The 17,351-nt window shown below is 65.5% G+C and carries 11 protein-coding genes; 10 read left to right on the top strand and 1 reads right to left on the bottom strand.

All coding sequences use genetic code 11. From position 1 onward, the window contains the following. Window positions 1–9 precede the first annotated feature (9 nt). The 5 genes from OPIT5_17340 to OPIT5_17320 all read left to right on the top strand — a co-directional run bounded on the left by OPIT5_17340 (window position 10) and on the right by OPIT5_17320 (window position 10,544). Window positions 10–735 carry an N-terminal cleavage protein gene (locus OPIT5_17340; protein ID AHF91724.1) on the top strand — a complete coding sequence of 242 codons (726 nt, stop codon included), beginning with the start codon at window positions 10–12 and terminating at the stop codon, window positions 733–735. A 77-nt stretch (window positions 736–812) separates the two neighbouring features. Beyond that, on the top strand, window positions 813–2,843 hold the full coding sequence (locus OPIT5_17335) for a sodium:solute symporter (protein AHF91723.1): 2,031 nt from the start codon (window positions 813–815) through the stop codon (window positions 2,841–2,843). Continuing rightward, a complete protein-coding gene (locus tag OPIT5_17330; GenBank protein ID AHF91722.1) occupies window positions 2,840–6,328 on the top strand; it encodes a hypothetical protein in 3,489 nt (1,162 codons plus the stop codon). Before OPIT5_17335 ends, OPIT5_17330 begins: the two co-directional genes overlap by 4 nt. Next, window positions 6,325–7,650 (top strand): acyl-CoA thioesterase, encoded by a 1,326-nt coding sequence (locus tag OPIT5_17325; protein AHF91721.1) that lies wholly within the window; start codon window positions 6,325–6,327, stop codon window positions 7,648–7,650. The genes OPIT5_17330 and OPIT5_17325 overlap by 4 nt, the downstream gene beginning before the upstream one ends. Then, window positions 7,647–10,544, top strand: coding sequence for a hypothetical protein (locus OPIT5_17320; protein AHF91720.1), 2,898 nt, complete (start codon window positions 7,647–7,649; stop codon window positions 10,542–10,544). Before OPIT5_17325 ends, OPIT5_17320 begins: the two co-directional genes overlap by 4 nt. Before the next feature lie 20 nt (window positions 10,545–10,564). Here OPIT5_17320 and OPIT5_17315 read toward each other — a convergent pair whose 3' ends face one another. Then, a complete protein-coding gene (locus OPIT5_17315) occupies window positions 10,565–11,458 on the bottom strand; it encodes a histidine kinase (GenBank protein ID AHF91719.1) in 894 nt (297 codons plus the stop codon). A 195-nt stretch (window positions 11,459–11,653) separates the two neighbouring features. Here OPIT5_17315 and OPIT5_17310 point away from each other — a divergent pair, with 195 nt between their 5' ends. The 5 genes from OPIT5_17310 (at window position 11,654) to OPIT5_17290 (ending at window position 17,280) form a co-directional block, all read left to right on the top strand. Next, window positions 11,654–12,736 (top strand): oxidoreductase, encoded by a 1,083-nt coding sequence (locus OPIT5_17310; protein ID AHF91718.1) that lies wholly within the window; start codon window positions 11,654–11,656, stop codon window positions 12,734–12,736. A 140-nt stretch (window positions 12,737–12,876) separates the two neighbouring features. Next, on the top strand, window positions 12,877–13,314 hold the full coding sequence (gene fucU, locus OPIT5_17305; protein ID AHF91717.1) for an L-fucose mutarotase: 438 nt from the start codon (window positions 12,877–12,879) through the stop codon (window positions 13,312–13,314). Between the two features lie 172 nt (window positions 13,315–13,486). Continuing rightward, window positions 13,487–14,533, top strand: a complete 1,047-nt coding sequence (locus OPIT5_17300) for an aldehyde oxidoreductase (protein ID AHF91716.1) — start codon at window positions 13,487–13,489, stop codon at window positions 14,531–14,533. 90 nt (window positions 14,534–14,623) lie between these two features. Continuing rightward, window positions 14,624–15,595, top strand: a complete 972-nt coding sequence (locus tag OPIT5_17295; protein AHF91715.1) for a sugar ABC transporter substrate-binding protein — start codon at window positions 14,624–14,626, stop codon at window positions 15,593–15,595. A gap of 119 nt (window positions 15,596–15,714) precedes the next feature. Further along, window positions 15,715–17,280 carry a sugar ABC transporter gene (locus tag OPIT5_17290; protein AHF91714.1) on the top strand — a complete coding sequence of 522 codons (1,566 nt, stop codon included), beginning with the start codon at window positions 15,715–15,717 and terminating at the stop codon, window positions 17,278–17,280. The last annotated feature ends 71 nt before the right edge of the window (window positions 17,281–17,351 follow it).

Here is a 17,351-nt window from a genome sequence, read left to right as displayed (position 1 = left end):
CGACTCCCCATGAAAAACGCATCCCGCCCCCGCCAGGGTTTCACCCTGATCGAGCTCCTCACCGTCATCGCCATCATCGGCATCCTCGCCGGCATCATGATCCCGGTCGTCGGCAGTGTCCGGAAAAAAGCCGGCATGGCCACGTCGATGAGCAATCTCCGCCAGCTCGGCGCCGCCACCCAGATTTTCGTCACTGAAAACAATCAGAAACTCCCGGTATATGACGGTGACTCGAACACCGGCCACTACTGGCTGCACGAACTCTGGAAAATCCTCCATCCGGGACGTCCCTTGCCCTCGATGCCCCCCTCCCCCGATACCTATGATCGTTTCATGGAAGTTTACGGTCGCACTGTCTTCGTCACTCCATTGATGGAAAAAAAAGACGCCTGTCGTTCGTATGGATACAATGCCTACCTGAGCCAATACACCACTTCGGGCATACGCACTACGCCCGCGACGCCACTCCAGTTCAGCCAGATTGCCATGCCATCAAGGACGGTGCTGATCGGGGACTCCTACAGCATCAATCTGGAAATGGGGAAGGCTGCTCCGCGCAACGATGGATGGGTTTATTGTGTGTTTGCTGACGGTCATGTCGACCGGCTTCGTCCACCTGAAAGCGGAAATGATTTCCCGCCACCCGAGCAGAAGCGCATGCCTTACAGCCAGGCATCCATGTTTTGGCGGGGAGTGGATCGCAGTCCCACCGGCACCGCTCTCACACCCTGGTAGTCGTATTTCCCTTCATCGTCATTTTCCCGTTTTCCAGCATGGCGCTCGCCTCCCGGTGCCCTTGCTCTTCGTTTTCCATGCATCTGACTCCCTTCGACTGGTCCATCGTTATCGCCGCCGCCATCGCTCTGGCCGGCGTGGCGCTGTGGATACGTCGCTACACGCGCAGCGTCTCCGATTTCCTCGCCGCCAACCGTTGCGCCGGACGCTACCTGCTCACGCTTTCGGAAGGCATCGCCGCATTCGGCGTCACCAGCATCATCGCCAACTTCGAAAAATTCTACCAGGCCGGCTTCGCTGCCTACTGGTGGGGCATGATGCTCGCCCCTATCGCCATGGTCGTGGCCATGAGCGGCTGGGTCGCCTACCGGTTCCGCGAAACGCGCGCGCTCACCATGGCGCAGTTTTTCGAAATGCGCTACTCGCGCCGCTTCCGCATCTTCGCCGGCGTGCTCACGTGGGTGTCGGGCGTTCTCAACTACGGCGTGTTTCCCGGCATCGTCGCCAACTTCTTCATCCACTTCTGCGGGTTGCCGCAAACGCTCACCATTGCCGGCGTCGAGGTGCGCACGCTGCTTGTCATCATGGCGCTTTTCCTCGGCATGGCGCTCCTGCTTGTTTTCGGCGGCGGCATGGTCGCTGTCATGGTCACCGATTTTTTCCAGGCGCAGTTCCTCAACATTGTGTTCCTCGTCCTCATGGCCGTCGTCTTCTACAAAGTCGGCTGGGGACACACCGTCGAGGCGCTCTCCGCCACCGCCCCCGGCAAGTCGCTGCTCGATCCCTTTGACCAGTCAAAAATCAGCGATTTCAATTTCTGGTTTTTTGCCATCTTTGCCTTCAAGGCGTTTTACAACTGCCTCGGCTGGCAGGGGACCTCCGGCTACAATGCTTCCGCGCGCACCCCGCACGAAGCCAAGATGGCCCGCGTGCTCGCCGAGTGGCGCAACGGCGTCACCTATCTCATGCTCATGATCCTGCCCATTGCCGCTTACGTGGTCCTGCATCACGCCGGCTACGACGCCGTGCAGCAATCCGCGCAAACCTCCCTCGCCGCCATCGGCGACCCGCAGACCGCCACCCAGATGACCGTGCCTGTCACCCTCGTCGCCCTGCTGCCCGCCGGCATCGTCGGGTTGCTCGCCGCCGCGATGGTCATGGCCGCCGTCGCCACCGACGACTCCTACCTGCATTCGTGGGGCTCCATCTTCGTGCAGGATGTCGTGCTTCCCTTCCGCCACGGCAAGCCGCCGCTCTCCCAGCGCGCCCACCTCTTCCTGCTGCGCGCCTCCATCGTGTTTGTCGCCGTGTTCGCGTTTTGCTGGAGCGCCTTCTTCCCCCTGCGCGACTACCTCTTCATGTATTTCCTGCTTACCGGCACGATCTATCTTGGCGGCTCCGGAGCGGTCATCATTGGCGGCCTTTACTGGAAACGCGGCACCACTGCCGGCGCGTACACGGCGATGATTTCCGGCTGCGCAGTGGCGATCATCGGTATCACGCTGCAAGCCGCCTGGCCGCACATCCCGGCCCTCGTCGCGCTCGCGCCAAAGTTTCCGGTCAACGGCGCCTGGCTCGCCATGATCGCCTACGCCACCAGCATCGTCAGCTACGTCCTCGTCTCGCTCGCCACCTGCCGCGAACCCGCCAATCTCGACCGCATTCTCCACCGCGGCCAATACGCCCTCGCCAGCGAGGCCGTCTCCGTTCCCGATCTCGCCGGGCTGCCTCGCTGGAAACGTGTGCTCGGCTTCACCCGGAACTTCACCCGCGGCGATAATGCCATCTACCTTTTCAAACTCGGCTGGACCGGCTTCTGGACGCTCATCTTTGTCCTCGGCACGATCCTCGGGCTGACGATCGGCTTCAGCAAAAACGTCTGGGCCGGCTTCTGGCTCTTCGTGATCCTCGTCAGCGCGATCGTCGGCACGGGCACGGTCATCTGGTTCCTGTGGGGCGGCTCGCGCGACCTCGTCGCCCTTGTCCGCCTTCTCCGTGAGAAACAGCGCGACGCGTCCGACGACGGGCAAATCCACGAGACAGAAACACCCGAAAGCCCGAAAACAGAAAAAAAACATCCGCCGGTCGCTCCTCTTTCCATTCCATGAAAACCATCCTGCAACGCATCCTCTGCCTGACAGCGCTTTTCCTTTCCGCTTTCGGCCTCCAGCCCTTCGGCCTTTCTGCGGCGACACCCGCGCCCCGGACCCTGCTCGTTCTCGCCGGCGAATTCCAGTTCACCGGCGGCTGGTTGCAGGAGACACGCGGCGGCTCGTTCGGCCCGCGCATCCTGCGCGCCTCCGGCTCCGATCTCAACGCGTTTACCGCCATCAACGTGTCATCGGCTGGCAACTACACCATGTGGGCGCGCGCCGTTGACTTTGTCCACACCCGCCAGGGCGACCGCCGCTACGCCGTCGCCATCAACGGCACCCGCCTCCCCGGCGAGGCCGGCCGGCACGGGCACGACGAATGGGCTTGGGAAAAACTCGGCACCCTCCCGCTCCCCGCCGGCGACACCGCCATCGAGCTGATCGACGTCACCCGCTTCTACGGCCGCTGCGACGCGCTCCTTTTCACCACCGACGCCACGCTCGACCCCAACGCGCTCTCCCGCGCCGCGCTGCTCCGCCACCGCGTCACCCCGCTCGTCCTCAAACCCGCCCCCGTTTCCGGTCCTCCCCGGATCGCCGACAATGTCCGCGCCACCGCGGGCCATGCTGCGCCCGCCACGCCGGTCGCCACGCTCGCCGGCGACCGGATCCGCATACGCTTCGTTTCGCAAGACGGCTCCGTCCGCCGCATCACCGAGGTTGCCACGCCCGATGCCCCCGACGGCTGGATTCCCCTCCCCGGCGACCCCGACTCCGGCAACGATCCCGAAAGCCTCTTCATCCTCCACACCGCGGAAAACACCCTCGAAACCGGCCAGATCAACCCCCGCTGGCGCAACCCCGCCAACGCCCTCCGCGTCCGCGTCGGTGGTCGCGACTACACGACCGGGGCCGACGCCGACAATCCCTGGCGAGCCGCCCCCCTGACCACCCTCACCGCCCGCTCCGCCCACGCACTTCCTGACGGCGGCGCCGAACTCGCCTTCGCGGACGACACCGGCAAGATCACCGCCCGCTCCGTCTGGCGCGTCGCCCCGGGACGTGGCGACTTCGAAGTCACAACCACCCTTGCCGCCTGGGCCGACGGATACTACTCGGTCGTCTCGGCCCCCTTCGCCGCGCACACCCCCGCCGACGTGACGTTCAATCTCCTTCCGCCGCTCTACCAGTTCCAGCGCCGCCCCGTCGGCGCCAAGATGGTGCCCGACACCGTCACCCCGCAACCGCTCTCTCTCATCGAACTCCCGCCCGATGGCGCCCTCCCCGCTCTCACCCTCGGCGTCGCCGCCTCGCCCGCCGGCATCCCCTTCGAATGGCCGCACGTCCGCAACGCCCGCTATGGCTTCGCGCTCCAGGCCGACGATGGACGCCTCCAGCCCGCCGTCTTTCAGCCCGTCCTCGGTTTCGAGGATTCCCGCTGGCGTGCCGGCGAAACGCACACCCTGCGCTGGCGCGTGTTCGCCCGCGCCGGAGACTGGCGCGACACCCTCGCCTACGCCACGCAACGCATCTTCAACGTCACCGACTACCGCCACCCCGTCGAGCAATCCATCACCCGGGCCGCGCGCAACATCTTCACGCTCATGACCGATGAGGACGCCGGCGGCTGGGACGCCCGCCTCAAGGGTTTCTGGAACATCGAAGCGCCCGGCACCGTCACCCACTCCGCGCCTCTCGCCGTCGTTTCCGCCGCCGTACTCGCCGACGACGAGGCGCTCTATGTCTCCCGCGCCCTGCCCACCATCGAATACACGCTCACCCGCACCGCCGCGCATTTCGCGCTCGAAGTGCCGAAAACCCAGCCCGTTTACGCCGATGAAAAAGCCGTGCGCCTCGCCACCCCCAGCCGCTACTATGGTGCCGCTTACTGGCAGGGGCTCGACTCGCTTCTCGGCCCCGGCGCCAACCCCTGGCTCGCCGACCTCGCGCGTCGCGCCGCCCGCGCCGGCTCTGTGCAGCACTGGATTCCAAAATTCTCCGACACCCTCGCCCTCTATCGCCTCGAACCGCGTCCTGATCTCCTGGATACGGCCGTCCGCCAGGCCGCCGAGTGGGTGGCCCGCGAGATCGACGGCCGCAAGACCGGCGACATCGGCTACGCCCCCTTCTACAACCACGACTTCATCCCCGTCTGGTGGGATCTGCTCGCGCTCCACGAACTCACCGGCGATGCCCGCTGGCTCGAGGCCGCGCGCACCGGCGCCATGCTCACCGTCGCCGGCCTCCGCTCCCAACCCGCGCCGCCTGCCGGCAACCTTGCCGCGCCCGAACTCATCCACAAGGGCAACGATTTTATCGGCAACACCCACCTGTGGTGGCGCGGTGGCAAGCCTTTCCGGCTCGGCTGGCCGCGCCAGCCCGGCGACGTGCTCGAACACACCGTCCCGGCCTGGATCGTTTCTCCCGTCGGCCTCAGCCTCGAACAGCCTTCCACCTTCTTCGCCGGTGCCAGCCGCGGCGAAACCGAAGGCTTCCAGACGATCCTGATGTCCAGCTGGACGCCCTCACTCCTCCGCCTCCACGCCCTTACGCGCGATCCCGTTTACCGCGACTCGGCCCGCAACGGCATCGTCGGCCGCTTCGGCAACTATCCCGGTTACTACCTGCGCGGCTTCACCGACCTCCCCCAATCCGCCCGCTACCCCTACAAAGGCCCGGACGTCACCAGCATTTATTATCACCACATCCCCCCGCATCTCGCCTTCACGCTCGACTGGCTCTTCGCCGAGGCCGAACTGCGCTCCGGCGGCGAAATCAAGTTCCCCTGGGCGCAGCAGGCCGGTTACGTCTGGTTCAACAACCGCGTCTTCGGCCAGGGCGGTGGCGAGATCTTCGGCGAGCACGACGCCCGCCCGCTCCTCCCGCACGGCGTCACCGTGGACGACCCCGGCCTCAACTGGATCGCCGCGCGTACGCCGGAGCGCTTCTGGGTCGTGCTCATGAACGACGCCTCCGACGCCCGCCCCGCCCGCGTCCAGCTCGACGCCGCCGCGCTCCGGGTGGACACGCAGCAACCCGTGCTCGTCCGCACCGCTGCGCCCGGCGCCTCCGCCACCGAACCGGCCCCATGGACGCCCTCGTTGACCGTTCCTCCGCGAGGCCTCGTCGCCCTCGGCTTCGCTTCCACCGCCGCGCCGGAAAAGGCCGCCGCCCTCCCGCCCGTCACCGCCGGGCCCATCTCCGCCGACCTCGGCGGCCCCTGGGAAACGCTGCACGCCTGGCGCATCCGTTCTCCCTTCGGCAAGGATTCGCTCTACCTCTGCCTCACCGGCCGCCCCGCCGAAGGATCGAAGGTCGAACTTCTCATCGATGGCGACACCCCCGCTACTCCACGCGTCGTGGACCGCTTCCCCTTCGAACTTACCGTGTATCCGTGGCCGGTGGAACGTCCCGCGAAATTCCGTCTCCGCCTCACCACTGCGGACGGCCGGCAAACCGTCACCGATGACCTCACCCTTTCCGGTACCGCCTCCCGATGAAACGAGATCTCCTGCACATCGTTTTCCGTCACGCTCTCCCCATGCTCGTCGCCTGCACCCTGACTGCAGCGGAAACCGTCGATGCAACCCGTTCGCCGGCGCCCTTGCCGACGGTCAATCTCCGCGCCGGTCTTCCCAACATCCAGGCCAAAGTACAGGTGGGCCAACCGGTACGCGTGGCGTATCTTGGCGGGAGCATCACGGCGTCCTGGGGATGGCGCACCCTCACGACTGATTTTCTGAAACGGGAGTTCCCGCAGACGACGGTGGAGGAGATTTTTGCCGCCATCCCGGGCACCGGTTCGGATTTTGGAGCATGCCGTCTGGAAACGCAGGTGATCGAGTATCGCCCGGACCTCCTCTTCGTGGAGTTTGCCGTCAACGATTCCGCTGCCACCGAAACCCGGATACGTGAGGCGATGGAAGGTATCGTCCGCCAGACGTGGCAGGTAAACCCGTCGACCGATATCTGTTTCATTTACACCGTCAGTCAGGATCAGCTCCCGGACTACGAAGCCGGACGCAGTCCGGAAACAAGCCGGGTGATGGATGAAGTGGCCGCGCACTACGGCATCCCCTCCCTCCACCCTGGAACCGAGGTGGCGCGACTCGCCACCGCCGGGAAACTCGTGATGCGCGGGTCATCCCAAGGGCTCGATGCGCTGGGACGTGACCAGGACGGACGCACCGTGTTCACCTCCGACGGCATTCACCCGCTGCCAGCGGGACACCGCCTGTACTTTTCAATCATCGGTCCGGCCCTGAAACAGATGATGACCCCTCCCGCCGGCACCTCCCCATCCTCCCGGCCGCATGCCCTGCCCCTGCCTCTGACAACGGCGCCGTGGGAACACGCAGGCATCGTCCCTGTCGCCTCCGCCAGCCGTTCCGGTGCCTGGGAGCAAATCCCCGCGGGTGACAAACGCACCGCCTGGCAACCGGCCCAACTCACGCCTCCGCTCTGGCTGGCGACGCAACCGGGAACATCGGTCACAACTCCCTTCAAAGGGACTGCCATCGGACTGCTCGGTATGAAAGGTCCCGACAATGGCCGCTTCCGCGTAACGGTGGACGATCTCCCGCCGGCAACCGGAACGTTTTTCGATTCGTTCAGCGTGGAAGGCCACTACCGGCTCGCGGTGTGGTGGTTTCCGCATGCGCTTGAGTCCGGCGCGCATACAGTGCGCGTGGAGCTGCTCGACGAGCAAATCGACAAAATCCCGATATTGAAACGCCGCGGTCACTCGCCAAAGGATCCGGCTGCGTTCACGCCCCATCAGCTCTATCTCTGCGGATTCCTGCTCCCCGACGCGCGGCCATGATGCCCGAAAATCCGGAAACCGATCTCGCCCCTCACCCCACCCTTCCCATGCGCCACCCTCTGCCTCGCTTCCTGATTTCATTGGGCGTCTTCCTCCTGGTTGTGAAGACGGCGCACGCGACCGGCTCCGATGCGGACAACCCGACAGTGTTTGCCTCCCGGTTCGTCGTCCTCATCCGCGACACCGATCCGCAGGTCGCCATGCGCCCCGCTGGCGTCAAGGCCGTCAGCTACAATGTCCCCACCTGGCTTGCGCACGACAAAGGCCGATCCGACTACGCCGCCGTCCAGCGCGACGCCGCGATCGCAGGCGACGGCTTCGACGACAGCATTCTCGATGCCGCGGCCGACGGTCGCACCGCCAACCTCTTCGCCGCCGGTGAGGTGGTCTCCCTGCGCGCCACCCGCTCCACCACCGGCGCCGACGGCATCACCCGCTGGGAGTTTCCCGAAGACCCCCGCTTCACGCTCACCGCCACGCTCACTCCGCCCGCCTCCGGGACCGCCGAGAGCCTGCCTCTGCTCACCTTCACCCTTGTTTCCAAAATCGGTGCGTATTTTTCGGTCGGGTACACCGGAGCACCCCGCGTCGAATCCGCCGATCTGGCCGAAATCTGGCAGCCGCTCATCTGGACGGAAAAACGCGTGCCCGACCGCTCCTTCCTCACGCCTGCATATCTCTGCCCGCTTCCCGCCGCCCTCGTCCGACACAAGGATGGCCGCACCACCGGCGTCATCGCCGAACCCGACGAACTGCCCTTTCAACCCCTGCCTGCCTTCGCCAACAGCCGCTTCGGCATTGCCACGCGCGACCGCGATGGCGCATTTCGCGGCATGCTCTTCGCTCCCGTGCTCGGCGGTCCCGGTTCGCATCGCTCCCCCGGCGAAGCCTTCACCTTCAAAGTCCGCCTCGTCGAGGCCCGCGCCCCGATTCCCGACGTCTTCGAGCACCTTGCGCGCGACCTCTACGGATTCCGCGACTTCCGCCACAACGCCATCGGCTCCCTCAACACCACGCTCGACAACATGCTCGCCTATGGTCTCAGCCAGTGGTCGTGGTTCGTCCGCAAGCTGAAAGGCTGCGCCTACTCCACCGACGTTCCCGGTGCGGTCAAGAACGTCTCCTCGCTCAACCCGATCAACATGGCCATCGTGGCCGACGACCGGCGTGCGTTTGACGAAATCGGCTACCCCATCGCCGAGTTCATGCTTTCCCGGGAAAAAACGCTCTTCAGCCTCGACCCCGACCAGAAAATCCAGAATCCCTCGCGCGCGCTCAAGGGCCCCGCCACCACCGCCAGCGAACTCGCCGCGCTCTACGGCCTCAGCGGCGGCCGCAGCCCCGCCCTTCTCCATCTTGCCGGGCAGGTCGCCGCCCGCGGTGGCCCCGCCGGCGACTGGCGCCAGATGCTCGCTTTCTGGGAAAACACCGGCGACCGCATTTTTCTGGAAAAAGCCGTACGCGGCGCCGACACGTATCTGGAACGCCGTTACACGAAACCCGCGACTTCCTTCATCGATCGCGATGCCGGCGAACTCTTTTTCTGGACTTCGCATGCCCCGCACTGGATCGAACTCGTGCGCCTCCACGAGGCCACCGGCGACCGCCGCTATCTCGATGCCGCCCGCGAAGGCGCGCGCCGTTTCGCCATGTATATCTGGATGTGTCCCCGCGTGCCCGACGAGGAGATCACGGTCAACGAAGGCGGCCTCGCCCCCATGTACTGGTATCTCCGGCGCAAGGGCCACGAACAGATGCAAGCACCCGAGGAACGGGTGCCCGCGTGGCGGCTCTCCGAAATCGGGCTCACGCCCGAGTCATCCGGCACCTCTGCCGGGCACCGCGCCATTTTCATGGCCAACCATGCGCCCTGGATGCTCCGTATCGCCGCGCTCACCGGTGACACCTTCCTGCATGACATCGCCCGCTCCGCCATCATTGGCCGCTATCTCAATTTCCCCGGCTACCACATCAACACCGCCCGCACCACGATCTACGAAAAAGCCGACTACCCGCTGCGCCCGCACAGGGAGCTCAGCGTAAACTCATTTCATTACAACCACATCTGGCCTCAAATGAGCATCCTGCTCGATTATCTGGTGACCGACGTGCGCGCCCGTTCCGGCGATCGAGTGGTGTTCCCTTCGCGTTACATCGAAGGCTACGCCTACCTGAAGAGCCAGTTCGTTGGCGACCGTGCCGGGAAGTTTTATTCGTTACCCGAAGCCTGGCTCTGGATGCCGCGCGACCTCGTCAAAACCGAAGGCACTGTCGAACTCAACCACCTCTCCGTCCGCACCGGCCATGCCATCGGCATCGCCTTCACCAACGAGTCCGGCTCGCCCGTCCGCGCCACAGCAGTGATCGACCCTGCGCGCGTGTCCGGCCTCTCCGGTACGACACTCCAGGCAGAGCACTGGATCAACAACGCTTCCTCCCGGTCTCTTGCTGTCCGCGACGGACGCCTCGCACTCGATGTGCCTGCCCGCGGCATCGTGGCGGTCGTGATTCCCGGCGTGACCCCGCGCCCCGGCTTCGCCCGCGATCTGCAAACCGCCGCCACCACTCCTCCCGCTCCCGGCAGCGTATGGGAAAACGATTACGTCGAAGACAAAACCGGAGGCCTGCGTGCCCTCGTTCTCGATTTCGGCAAAAACCTCACGACGCTCTTCGCGTATCTGCAGGAAGACGATTCGCAGGTGAAGGAGGCCACGCTGACCGTGACGTTCCCCGACGACAAAAACAGGGAAACGCAGCGCCTTGCGGATTCCTCCTACCCTTGGGAATTCACGCTCCCGTTGTCCGGCGACGTCGGCCGGGTTGATCTCCGGCTCACCGTCATCCGCCCGGATGGCGCCACGGAAACGGGCCAGACTGTCACCTTGTCCCGGTAAGCCACCTGTGCCGCGCATTTCTATCTGCGCATTTCCGTCGTCCCGCGGTGATACCCATCCCGGAACACCTTCGGCGCCAGCCCGTACACCCGCTTGAACACCCGCGAGAAATGATACGGGTCCGTGAATCCCACTTCCTCGCCGATCTCCTTCAGCGGCAGGCCGGTCGTCACCAGCCGCTCCGCCGCGCGGTTCATTTTCAGCCGCACCAGCATCTGGTACGGGCTCTCGTTGCCGTAGCGCCGGAACAGCCGCGTCATGTAGGCGATGTCGAGATGACAGGCCCGCGCCAGTTCGCCGGCGCTCGCCAGCCTGAGGAAATTTTTGCGCAACGCCGCCCGGCAACGTTCGTACGCCACCAGCGAGGCCGCGCCCGCTCCCTCCTCCGTCCGCAACGGGTTCGCCATCGCATGCCGCACGATCAGCTCCCCCAGCAATGCGCAGATCCGCGCCGCGCCCGGTCCCGCCTGCTCCCCCGCATCCAGCAACTGCTCGAACCATTCCTGGATGACATCGGCCCGCGCCACCTGGATCGTGCCCGCCCTCTGCAAATCCGCCACCAGCGCCGGGGCATCGCGTCCTGAAAAATCCACAAAATACTTCACCATCGGATCGTCCGGATCGCTGCAAAACCAGTGGGGCGTGTCCCTTCCGTAGCTGAACAGCGAGCCCCGGCAAAGTCGCGCCTGCCGCCCCGGAAGATTCAGCCAGCCCTTCCCCTGGCTCACAAACTCGATGGCCTGAAACGGGAAATGCGACCTCTCCACCACGTAATCCGGCGCGCACTGTTCCCAGCCCCCGCAGGCCACGGCCACGCCCGGCGCGTGCGACGGGGCCAGGTCCGCAAAAAAATGCCGGTGCCGCCCGATCCGGGGAGAAATAAAACCTGGCGGCGGCTGGGTCTGGGCGGACATGGGAAAACCGCAGCATCCGGGACCCCCATTACAGGTCAAGGATATCCATCAAGCGGTCATATCCGGCAATTCCATGTCCCGCCCTGCGATGTTACGCTGATGCTCGCTTCCATATCCGGTTATCCGGCCCCGTCCCGACGAACCGGCGGACCCTGCCACTCTCCGTTACCACGTGAATCCATCAAATCCTTCACCATGATTTCCCTTCCCGACCAGATGAACGCTGCCGTGCTTCCCGGCAACAGCACCACCCGACTCCAGGTCCACCGCGTCCCGTCGCCCGGCCACGGCGAGGTGCTCCTGCGCATGAAGTGCTCCACCATTTGCGGCTCCGATATCCGCTGCATCTATCATGAACATCTCGGCAAGGGTCCCGAAGGCTACCAGGGCGTGATCGCCGGCCACGAGCCTTGCGGCCAGATCATCAAGGCCGGCCCCGGCTGCCGCCGCTTTCGCGAGGGCGACCGCGTCATCGTGTATCACATCTCCGGATGCGGCGTGTGCAACGACTGCCGCCGCGGCTACATGATTTCCTGCACCAGCGAGAAATACCGCCGCGCCTACGGCTGGCAGCGCGACGGCGGCATGGCCGAATATCTGCTCGCCGAGGAAAAGGACCTCGTCCACCTGCCCGGTGAACTCTCCTACGCCGACGGCGCACAGGTCGCCTGCGGTTTCGGCACCGTTTACGAAGGGCTCGAAAAGATCGGCATCAGCGGCAACGACGCCGTGCTCGTCACCGGCCTCGGCCCCGTCGGCCTCGCCGCCGGCGCGCTCTGCCGCAAGCTCGGTGCGCGCAAGATCATCGGCATCGACGTCATCGACGAACGGCTGAAAATCGCCCGCGACCTCGGCCTCTGCGACGAAGCCCTCAAGTCCAGACCCGACAACGTCGCCCAGGTCCGCGCCCTTACCGGTGGCCACGGCGTGGAGCGTGCGGTCGAATGCTCGGCCAACGCCTCCGCCCGGGCCACCGCCATCCGCGCCACCCGCAAGTGGGGCCGCATGGTCATGATCGGCGAGGGCGGCGGTATGGAAATGAATCCCTCGCCCGACATGATCCACGACCAGAAAACGCTCTACGGCTCCTGGGTCACCTCGATCTGGAGGATGGAGGAACTTGTCGAGCGCCTCGTGCGCTGGAATCTCCATCCCGCCGATCTCATCACGCACCGCTTCGCACTCGACAAGGTTTCCGACGCCTACGCCCTCATGGCCAGCGGCCGCTGCGGAAAAGTCGCCGTCTGCTTCGACGAGGAATTGACGGCCGCCGGCTGACGACCGCCGACTGGCGTCGGCGGGGAAGTTGGGAGTTGGTAGTTTGAAGCGGGTGACAATCCGCAAGCGTCCGCCCGGGACTTCCCCACAAACTTCCAACTTCAAACTCCCAACTTCAAAATTCAAACTTCCATCTCCACATGCTCAAAGGTATCTCCCCGCTCATCAGTCCCGACCTCCTCGCCGTCCTCGCCCGCATGGGGCACGGTGACGAAATCGTTCTCGCCGACGCGCACTTCCCCGGCGAGAGCTTCAACGCCCGCGTGCTTCGCGCCGACGGCCTGCGCATCGCCGGCCTGCTCGACGGCATCCTGCCGCTCCTCGAACTCGACTCCTACGTGCCCGATCCCGTCGTGATGATGGCCGCGGTCGAGGGCGATGCCCTCGATCCCGCCGTCGAGGCCGCCTACCTCGCGCCGCTCCGCAAGCACGCACCCGAACGCGCTACGATCACCCGCATCGACCGCTTCGCGTTTTACGAACGCACCCGCTCCGCCTTCGCCGTCGTCATGACCGGCGAGACCGCCAAATACGGCAACATCCTCCTCAAGAAAGGCGTCACGCCGGTCGCCCGATGAAAATCACGCAAACACTTTTTAACCACTGATACACACTGATGCACACTGATAAAACCACAGAATCCATTTATGGTAAACAGACTGATTCATTAGTGTCCATTAGTGTGTATTAGTGGTTTTTTACACCGATCAAGCAGCCATTGGATTCGTCATTATCTTCCCCTCTTCCGCCATGCCCGCTCTCCCCTCCTTCACCCGCAACGCCCCCGACGCCATCGACCCGGCCCTCGTCCCGCAGCGCACGCTCGCCGGCGGCGCCCGCATGCCCGGCATCGGCATGGGCACCTTCGGCTCCGATCATGCCGCGCCCGGCGAAGTCGCCGCCGCCGTCCTCGCCGCGGCCGAGCTCGGCTACCGCCACTTCGACTGCGCTGCCGTTTATGGCAACGAGCAGGAAATCGGCGAGGTTTTCTCCCGTATCCTCGATACCGATACCGGCATCCGCCGCGCGGATCTCTGGATCACGTCGAAACTCTGGAACGACAAACACGCCGAGGCCGACGTCATCCCCGCCTTCAAAAAATCGCTCACCGACCTCGGTCTCGATTACCTCGATCTCTACCTCGTCCACTGGCCCTTCCCCAACTTCCACCCGCCCGGCTGCGACGTCGCCTCACGCAGCCCCGATGCCCGCCCGTATATCCATGCGGAGTTCATGAAAACGTGGCGCCAGCTCGAAACGCTCCATGACCGCGGACTCGTCCGGCACATCGGCACGTCCAACATGACGATCCCCAAGCTCCGCCTCCTCCTGCGCGACGCCCGCGTGCTGCCCGCCGTCAACGAGATGGAGCTGCACCCGCATTTCCAGCAGCCGGAGCTTTTCGATTTCGTCCGTCGCGAGGGCATCGTGCCCGTCGGCTATTGCCCGCTCGGCTCTCCCGGCCGCCCCGAACGCGACCGCACGCCCGAAGACACCTCGCCGCTCGAAGACCCCGTCATCCTCCGCATCGCCGCCGCGCACGGCGTCCACCCCGCCGCCATCTGCCTCAAGTGGGCCGCGCAGCGCGGGCAGACGCCGATCCCGTTTTCGACCAAACGCCGCAACATCCTCGCCAACCTCGCCGCCGTCACGGGCGACCCGCTCACCTCGCAGGAAATGGCCGACATCGCCGCCGCCGACCGCCGTTGCCGCCTCATCAAGGGCCAGGTTTTTCTCTGGAAAGAAAACCAGGATTGGCGTGACCTCTGGGACGAAGACGGCATCATCCGCGCCTGACTCTCCCGCTTCCGGTTTCCCCTCCCCTTCTGTTCTCTTTCACGCTTTACCCTGGCACAAAATACATCGAACCGCATATCCGCCAAACCCATGAAAACTCCATCCCGCATGCTCGCCCGCCTGGCACTCGCCGTATCCGCGCTCCTCACACCTGTCGTCTCCTCCGCCGCCGATTCCGGCAAACCGCTCACCATCGCCGTCGTCGGCAAGGCCACCACCCACTCCTACTGGAAATCCGTCGAGGCCGGCGCCCGCAAGGCCGGCGAGGAACTCAACGTGAAGATCGAATGGCAGGGCCCGCTCGACGACTCCAAGGTCGCCGACCAGATCGCCATCTTCAACAACCTCGCCACCTCCGGCATCGACGGCATGGTCTTCGCCCCGTGCGACGACAAGGCCCTCGCGCCCCACGTGCGCACCGCCGCCCGCCGCGGCCTGCCCATCTCCATCATCGACTCTCCCCTCGCCGCCAGACAGGGGCGCGACTACATCAACTACGTCTCGACCGACAACAAGGCCGCCGGCAACACCGCCGCCGACACCCTCATCAAACTCGTCGGCCCCCAACCCGCTTACGGCGGCCAGGTGCTCATGATCCGTTTCACCGAAGGCTCGGCCAGCACCCGCCAGCGCGAGGACGGTTTTACCGAGCGGCTCGCCAGGGACGGCGCCTTCAAGATCGTTGCCCAGCAGTTCACCGACGGCTCCATGGCCGGCGCCCAGCGCGTGGCTGAAACGCTCCTCGGCAACTACGTCAAAAACAACAAGCTCGAACTCGACGGCATCTTCGCCCCCAACCAGCCCTCGGCCGAAGGCACCTACAATGCCGTCAACGCTCTCCGCAAAAAAGGCGTCGAGGTGAAGGCGCGCTTCGTCGGCTTCGACGACTCCGCCCTCCTCCTCCAGGGCCTCGACAACGGCGTGATCGACGCGCTTGTCGTGCAGGCCCCTTTCCAGATGGGCTACCTCGGCGTGAAGTCGGTCGTCGCCCACATCAAGGGAGAACCGGTCGAGGCGCTCGTCGACACCGGTGTGACCGTGAAGACCAAAGACAGCAAGTAGCCGCCGGTCACCGCTGCCGGAACCATGGGAGACAGGGGAGATATGGCTCCCCCCTCCCCCTCCCGCCTTCTGCCTCCCGAACCATAGCTCCCGTATCTCTCATTTCTCCCATAACTCCCATGAAGCCCGCCGCCTCCTCCACCAGCACCGCCCCCCCTCTCCTCACCGTCACCGGCATCCACAAACGTTTCGGCGCCACGCATGCCCTGCGCGGCGTCGATCTCGCGGTCGAACGCGGCCAGGTGCTCGCCCTCATCGGGGAAAACGGCGCTGGCAAGAGCACGCTCATGAAAGTGCTCTCCGGCGCGCATGCCGCCGACGCCGGCACGATGACCCTCGAAGGGCGGCCCTACCTCCCCAAAAATCCCCTCCACGCCCGCTCGCTCGGCGTGTGCATGATCTACCAGGAACTCGCGCTCGCCCCCCACCTCAGCGTGATGGAAAACATTCTCCTCGGCATCGAACCCGTCCGCGGTCCGCTGCTCGACTGGAAGACCATGCGCGCCACCGCCCGCCGCGCCCTCGACGAAGTCGGCGCGCCCGACATCGCCCCCGAGACGGTCACCGGCGACCTCTCCGTCGGCGGCCAGCAGCTCGTCGAGATCGCCCGCGCCGTCGCCGCCGGCTGCAAGGTCCTCGTCCTCGACGAACCCACCAGCTCGCTCACGCAGAAAGACGTGCAGGCACTCTTCGCCCTCGTCCGCCGCCTCCGCGACAAGGGTGTGGGCATCGTCTACATCAGCCACGCCCTCGAGGAAGTCGAGGCGCTCTGCGACCGCTTCTCCGTCCTGCGCGACGGCCAGAGCGTGGGCGGCGGCAAGGTCGGCGAAGTCCCCGTGGACCGCATCATCGCGATGATGGTCGGCCGCGAAGTGAGGGACCTCTATCCCCGCTCCGCGCGCACGGCCGGCGAAGTCGTGCTGCGAACCTCCGGAGTATCCGGAGAAAAACTACCCAGGCGCGCCAGCCTCACCCTGCGCCGCGGCGAGGTCGTGGGCATCGCCGGCCTCATCGGCGCCGGCCGCACCGAGATGCTCCGCACCCTCTTCGGCATCGATCCGGTGACCGGCGGGAAAGTCGAGACCCTCACCGCCGCTGCCGCCGCCGGCGTCACCGGTGACACCCCCGCCGCCCGCTGGCGCCAGGGAATCGGCCTGGTCAGCGAGGACCGCAAGACCGAGGGCCTCGCGCAAAACCTCTCCATCGCGGAAAACATCACCCTCTCCCGGCTCGAAGGTCTCGGCCCCTGGCGCTTCGTCACCCCGTCCGCCCAGCGCGCCGCCGCCGCGCCCTGGATTCGCGACTTCCCCATCAAGTGCGAATCCGGCGACCAGCCCGTCGAAGCCCTCTCCGGCGGCAACCAGCAAAAAGTCGCCATCGCCCGCCTCCTTCACCACGACTGCGACGTGCTCCTGCTCGACGAGCCCACGCGCGGCATCGACGTCGGCTCCAAGGCGCAAATCTACGCCTGGATCGACCGCCTCGCCGTCGGCGATCCCGCCGCCGGCCGTCCGCCCAAGGCCGTGCTCGTGGTCAGCAGTTACCTCCCCGAACTGCTCGGCATCTGCGACCGCATCGCCGTCATGACGCGGGGCGTCCTCGGCGAAGCGCGCCCCGTCTCCGAATGGACCGAACAATCCCTCATGCTCGCCGCCACCGGCCAGACCGCCCGCGGCGAACACTGAACCCGTCCGGTTTCTCTTCATCAGCCTTCCTGCCGAACTTCCGACTACGGATGAAACCGAAGAAATGAATG

The organism is Opitutaceae bacterium TAV5 (assembly GCA_000242935.3).
Lineage (GTDB): Bacteria > Verrucomicrobiota > Verrucomicrobiia > Opitutales > Opitutaceae > Geminisphaera.
Note: the sequence above shows the minus strand (reverse complement) of the source record. Positions and strands in the feature narration are given on the sequence as shown.

Bases quoted from the DNA above. Each gene is read 5' to 3' on its own strand.
- OPIT5_17300 (AHF91716.1), top strand. From the start codon at position 13,487: ATGCCCGCTCTCCCCTCCTTCACCCGCAACGCCCCCGACGCCATCGAC.
- OPIT5_17340 (AHF91724.1), top strand. From the start codon at position 10: ATGAAAAACGCATCCCGCCCCCGCCAGGGTTTCACCCTGATCGAGCTC.
- OPIT5_17320 (AHF91720.1), top strand. From the start codon at position 7,647: ATGATGCCCGAAAATCCGGAAACCGATCTCGCCCCTCACCCCACCCTT.
- OPIT5_17315 (AHF91719.1), bottom strand. From the start codon at position 11,458: ATGTCCGCCCAGACCCAGCCGCCGCCAGGTTTTATTTCTCCCCGGATC.
- fucU (AHF91717.1), top strand. From the start codon at position 12,877: ATGCTCAAAGGTATCTCCCCGCTCATCAGTCCCGACCTCCTCGCCGTC.
- OPIT5_17330 (AHF91722.1), top strand. From the start codon at position 2,840: ATGAAAACCATCCTGCAACGCATCCTCTGCCTGACAGCGCTTTTCCTT.
- OPIT5_17290 (AHF91714.1), top strand. From the start codon at position 15,715: ATGAAGCCCGCCGCCTCCTCCACCAGCACCGCCCCCCCTCTCCTCACC.
- OPIT5_17325 (AHF91721.1), top strand. From the start codon at position 6,325: ATGAAACGAGATCTCCTGCACATCGTTTTCCGTCACGCTCTCCCCATG.
- OPIT5_17295 (AHF91715.1), top strand. From the start codon at position 14,624: ATGAAAACTCCATCCCGCATGCTCGCCCGCCTGGCACTCGCCGTATCC.
- OPIT5_17310 (AHF91718.1), top strand. From the start codon at position 11,654: ATGATTTCCCTTCCCGACCAGATGAACGCTGCCGTGCTTCCCGGCAAC.
- OPIT5_17335 (AHF91723.1), top strand. From the start codon at position 813: ATGCATCTGACTCCCTTCGACTGGTCCATCGTTATCGCCGCCGCCATC.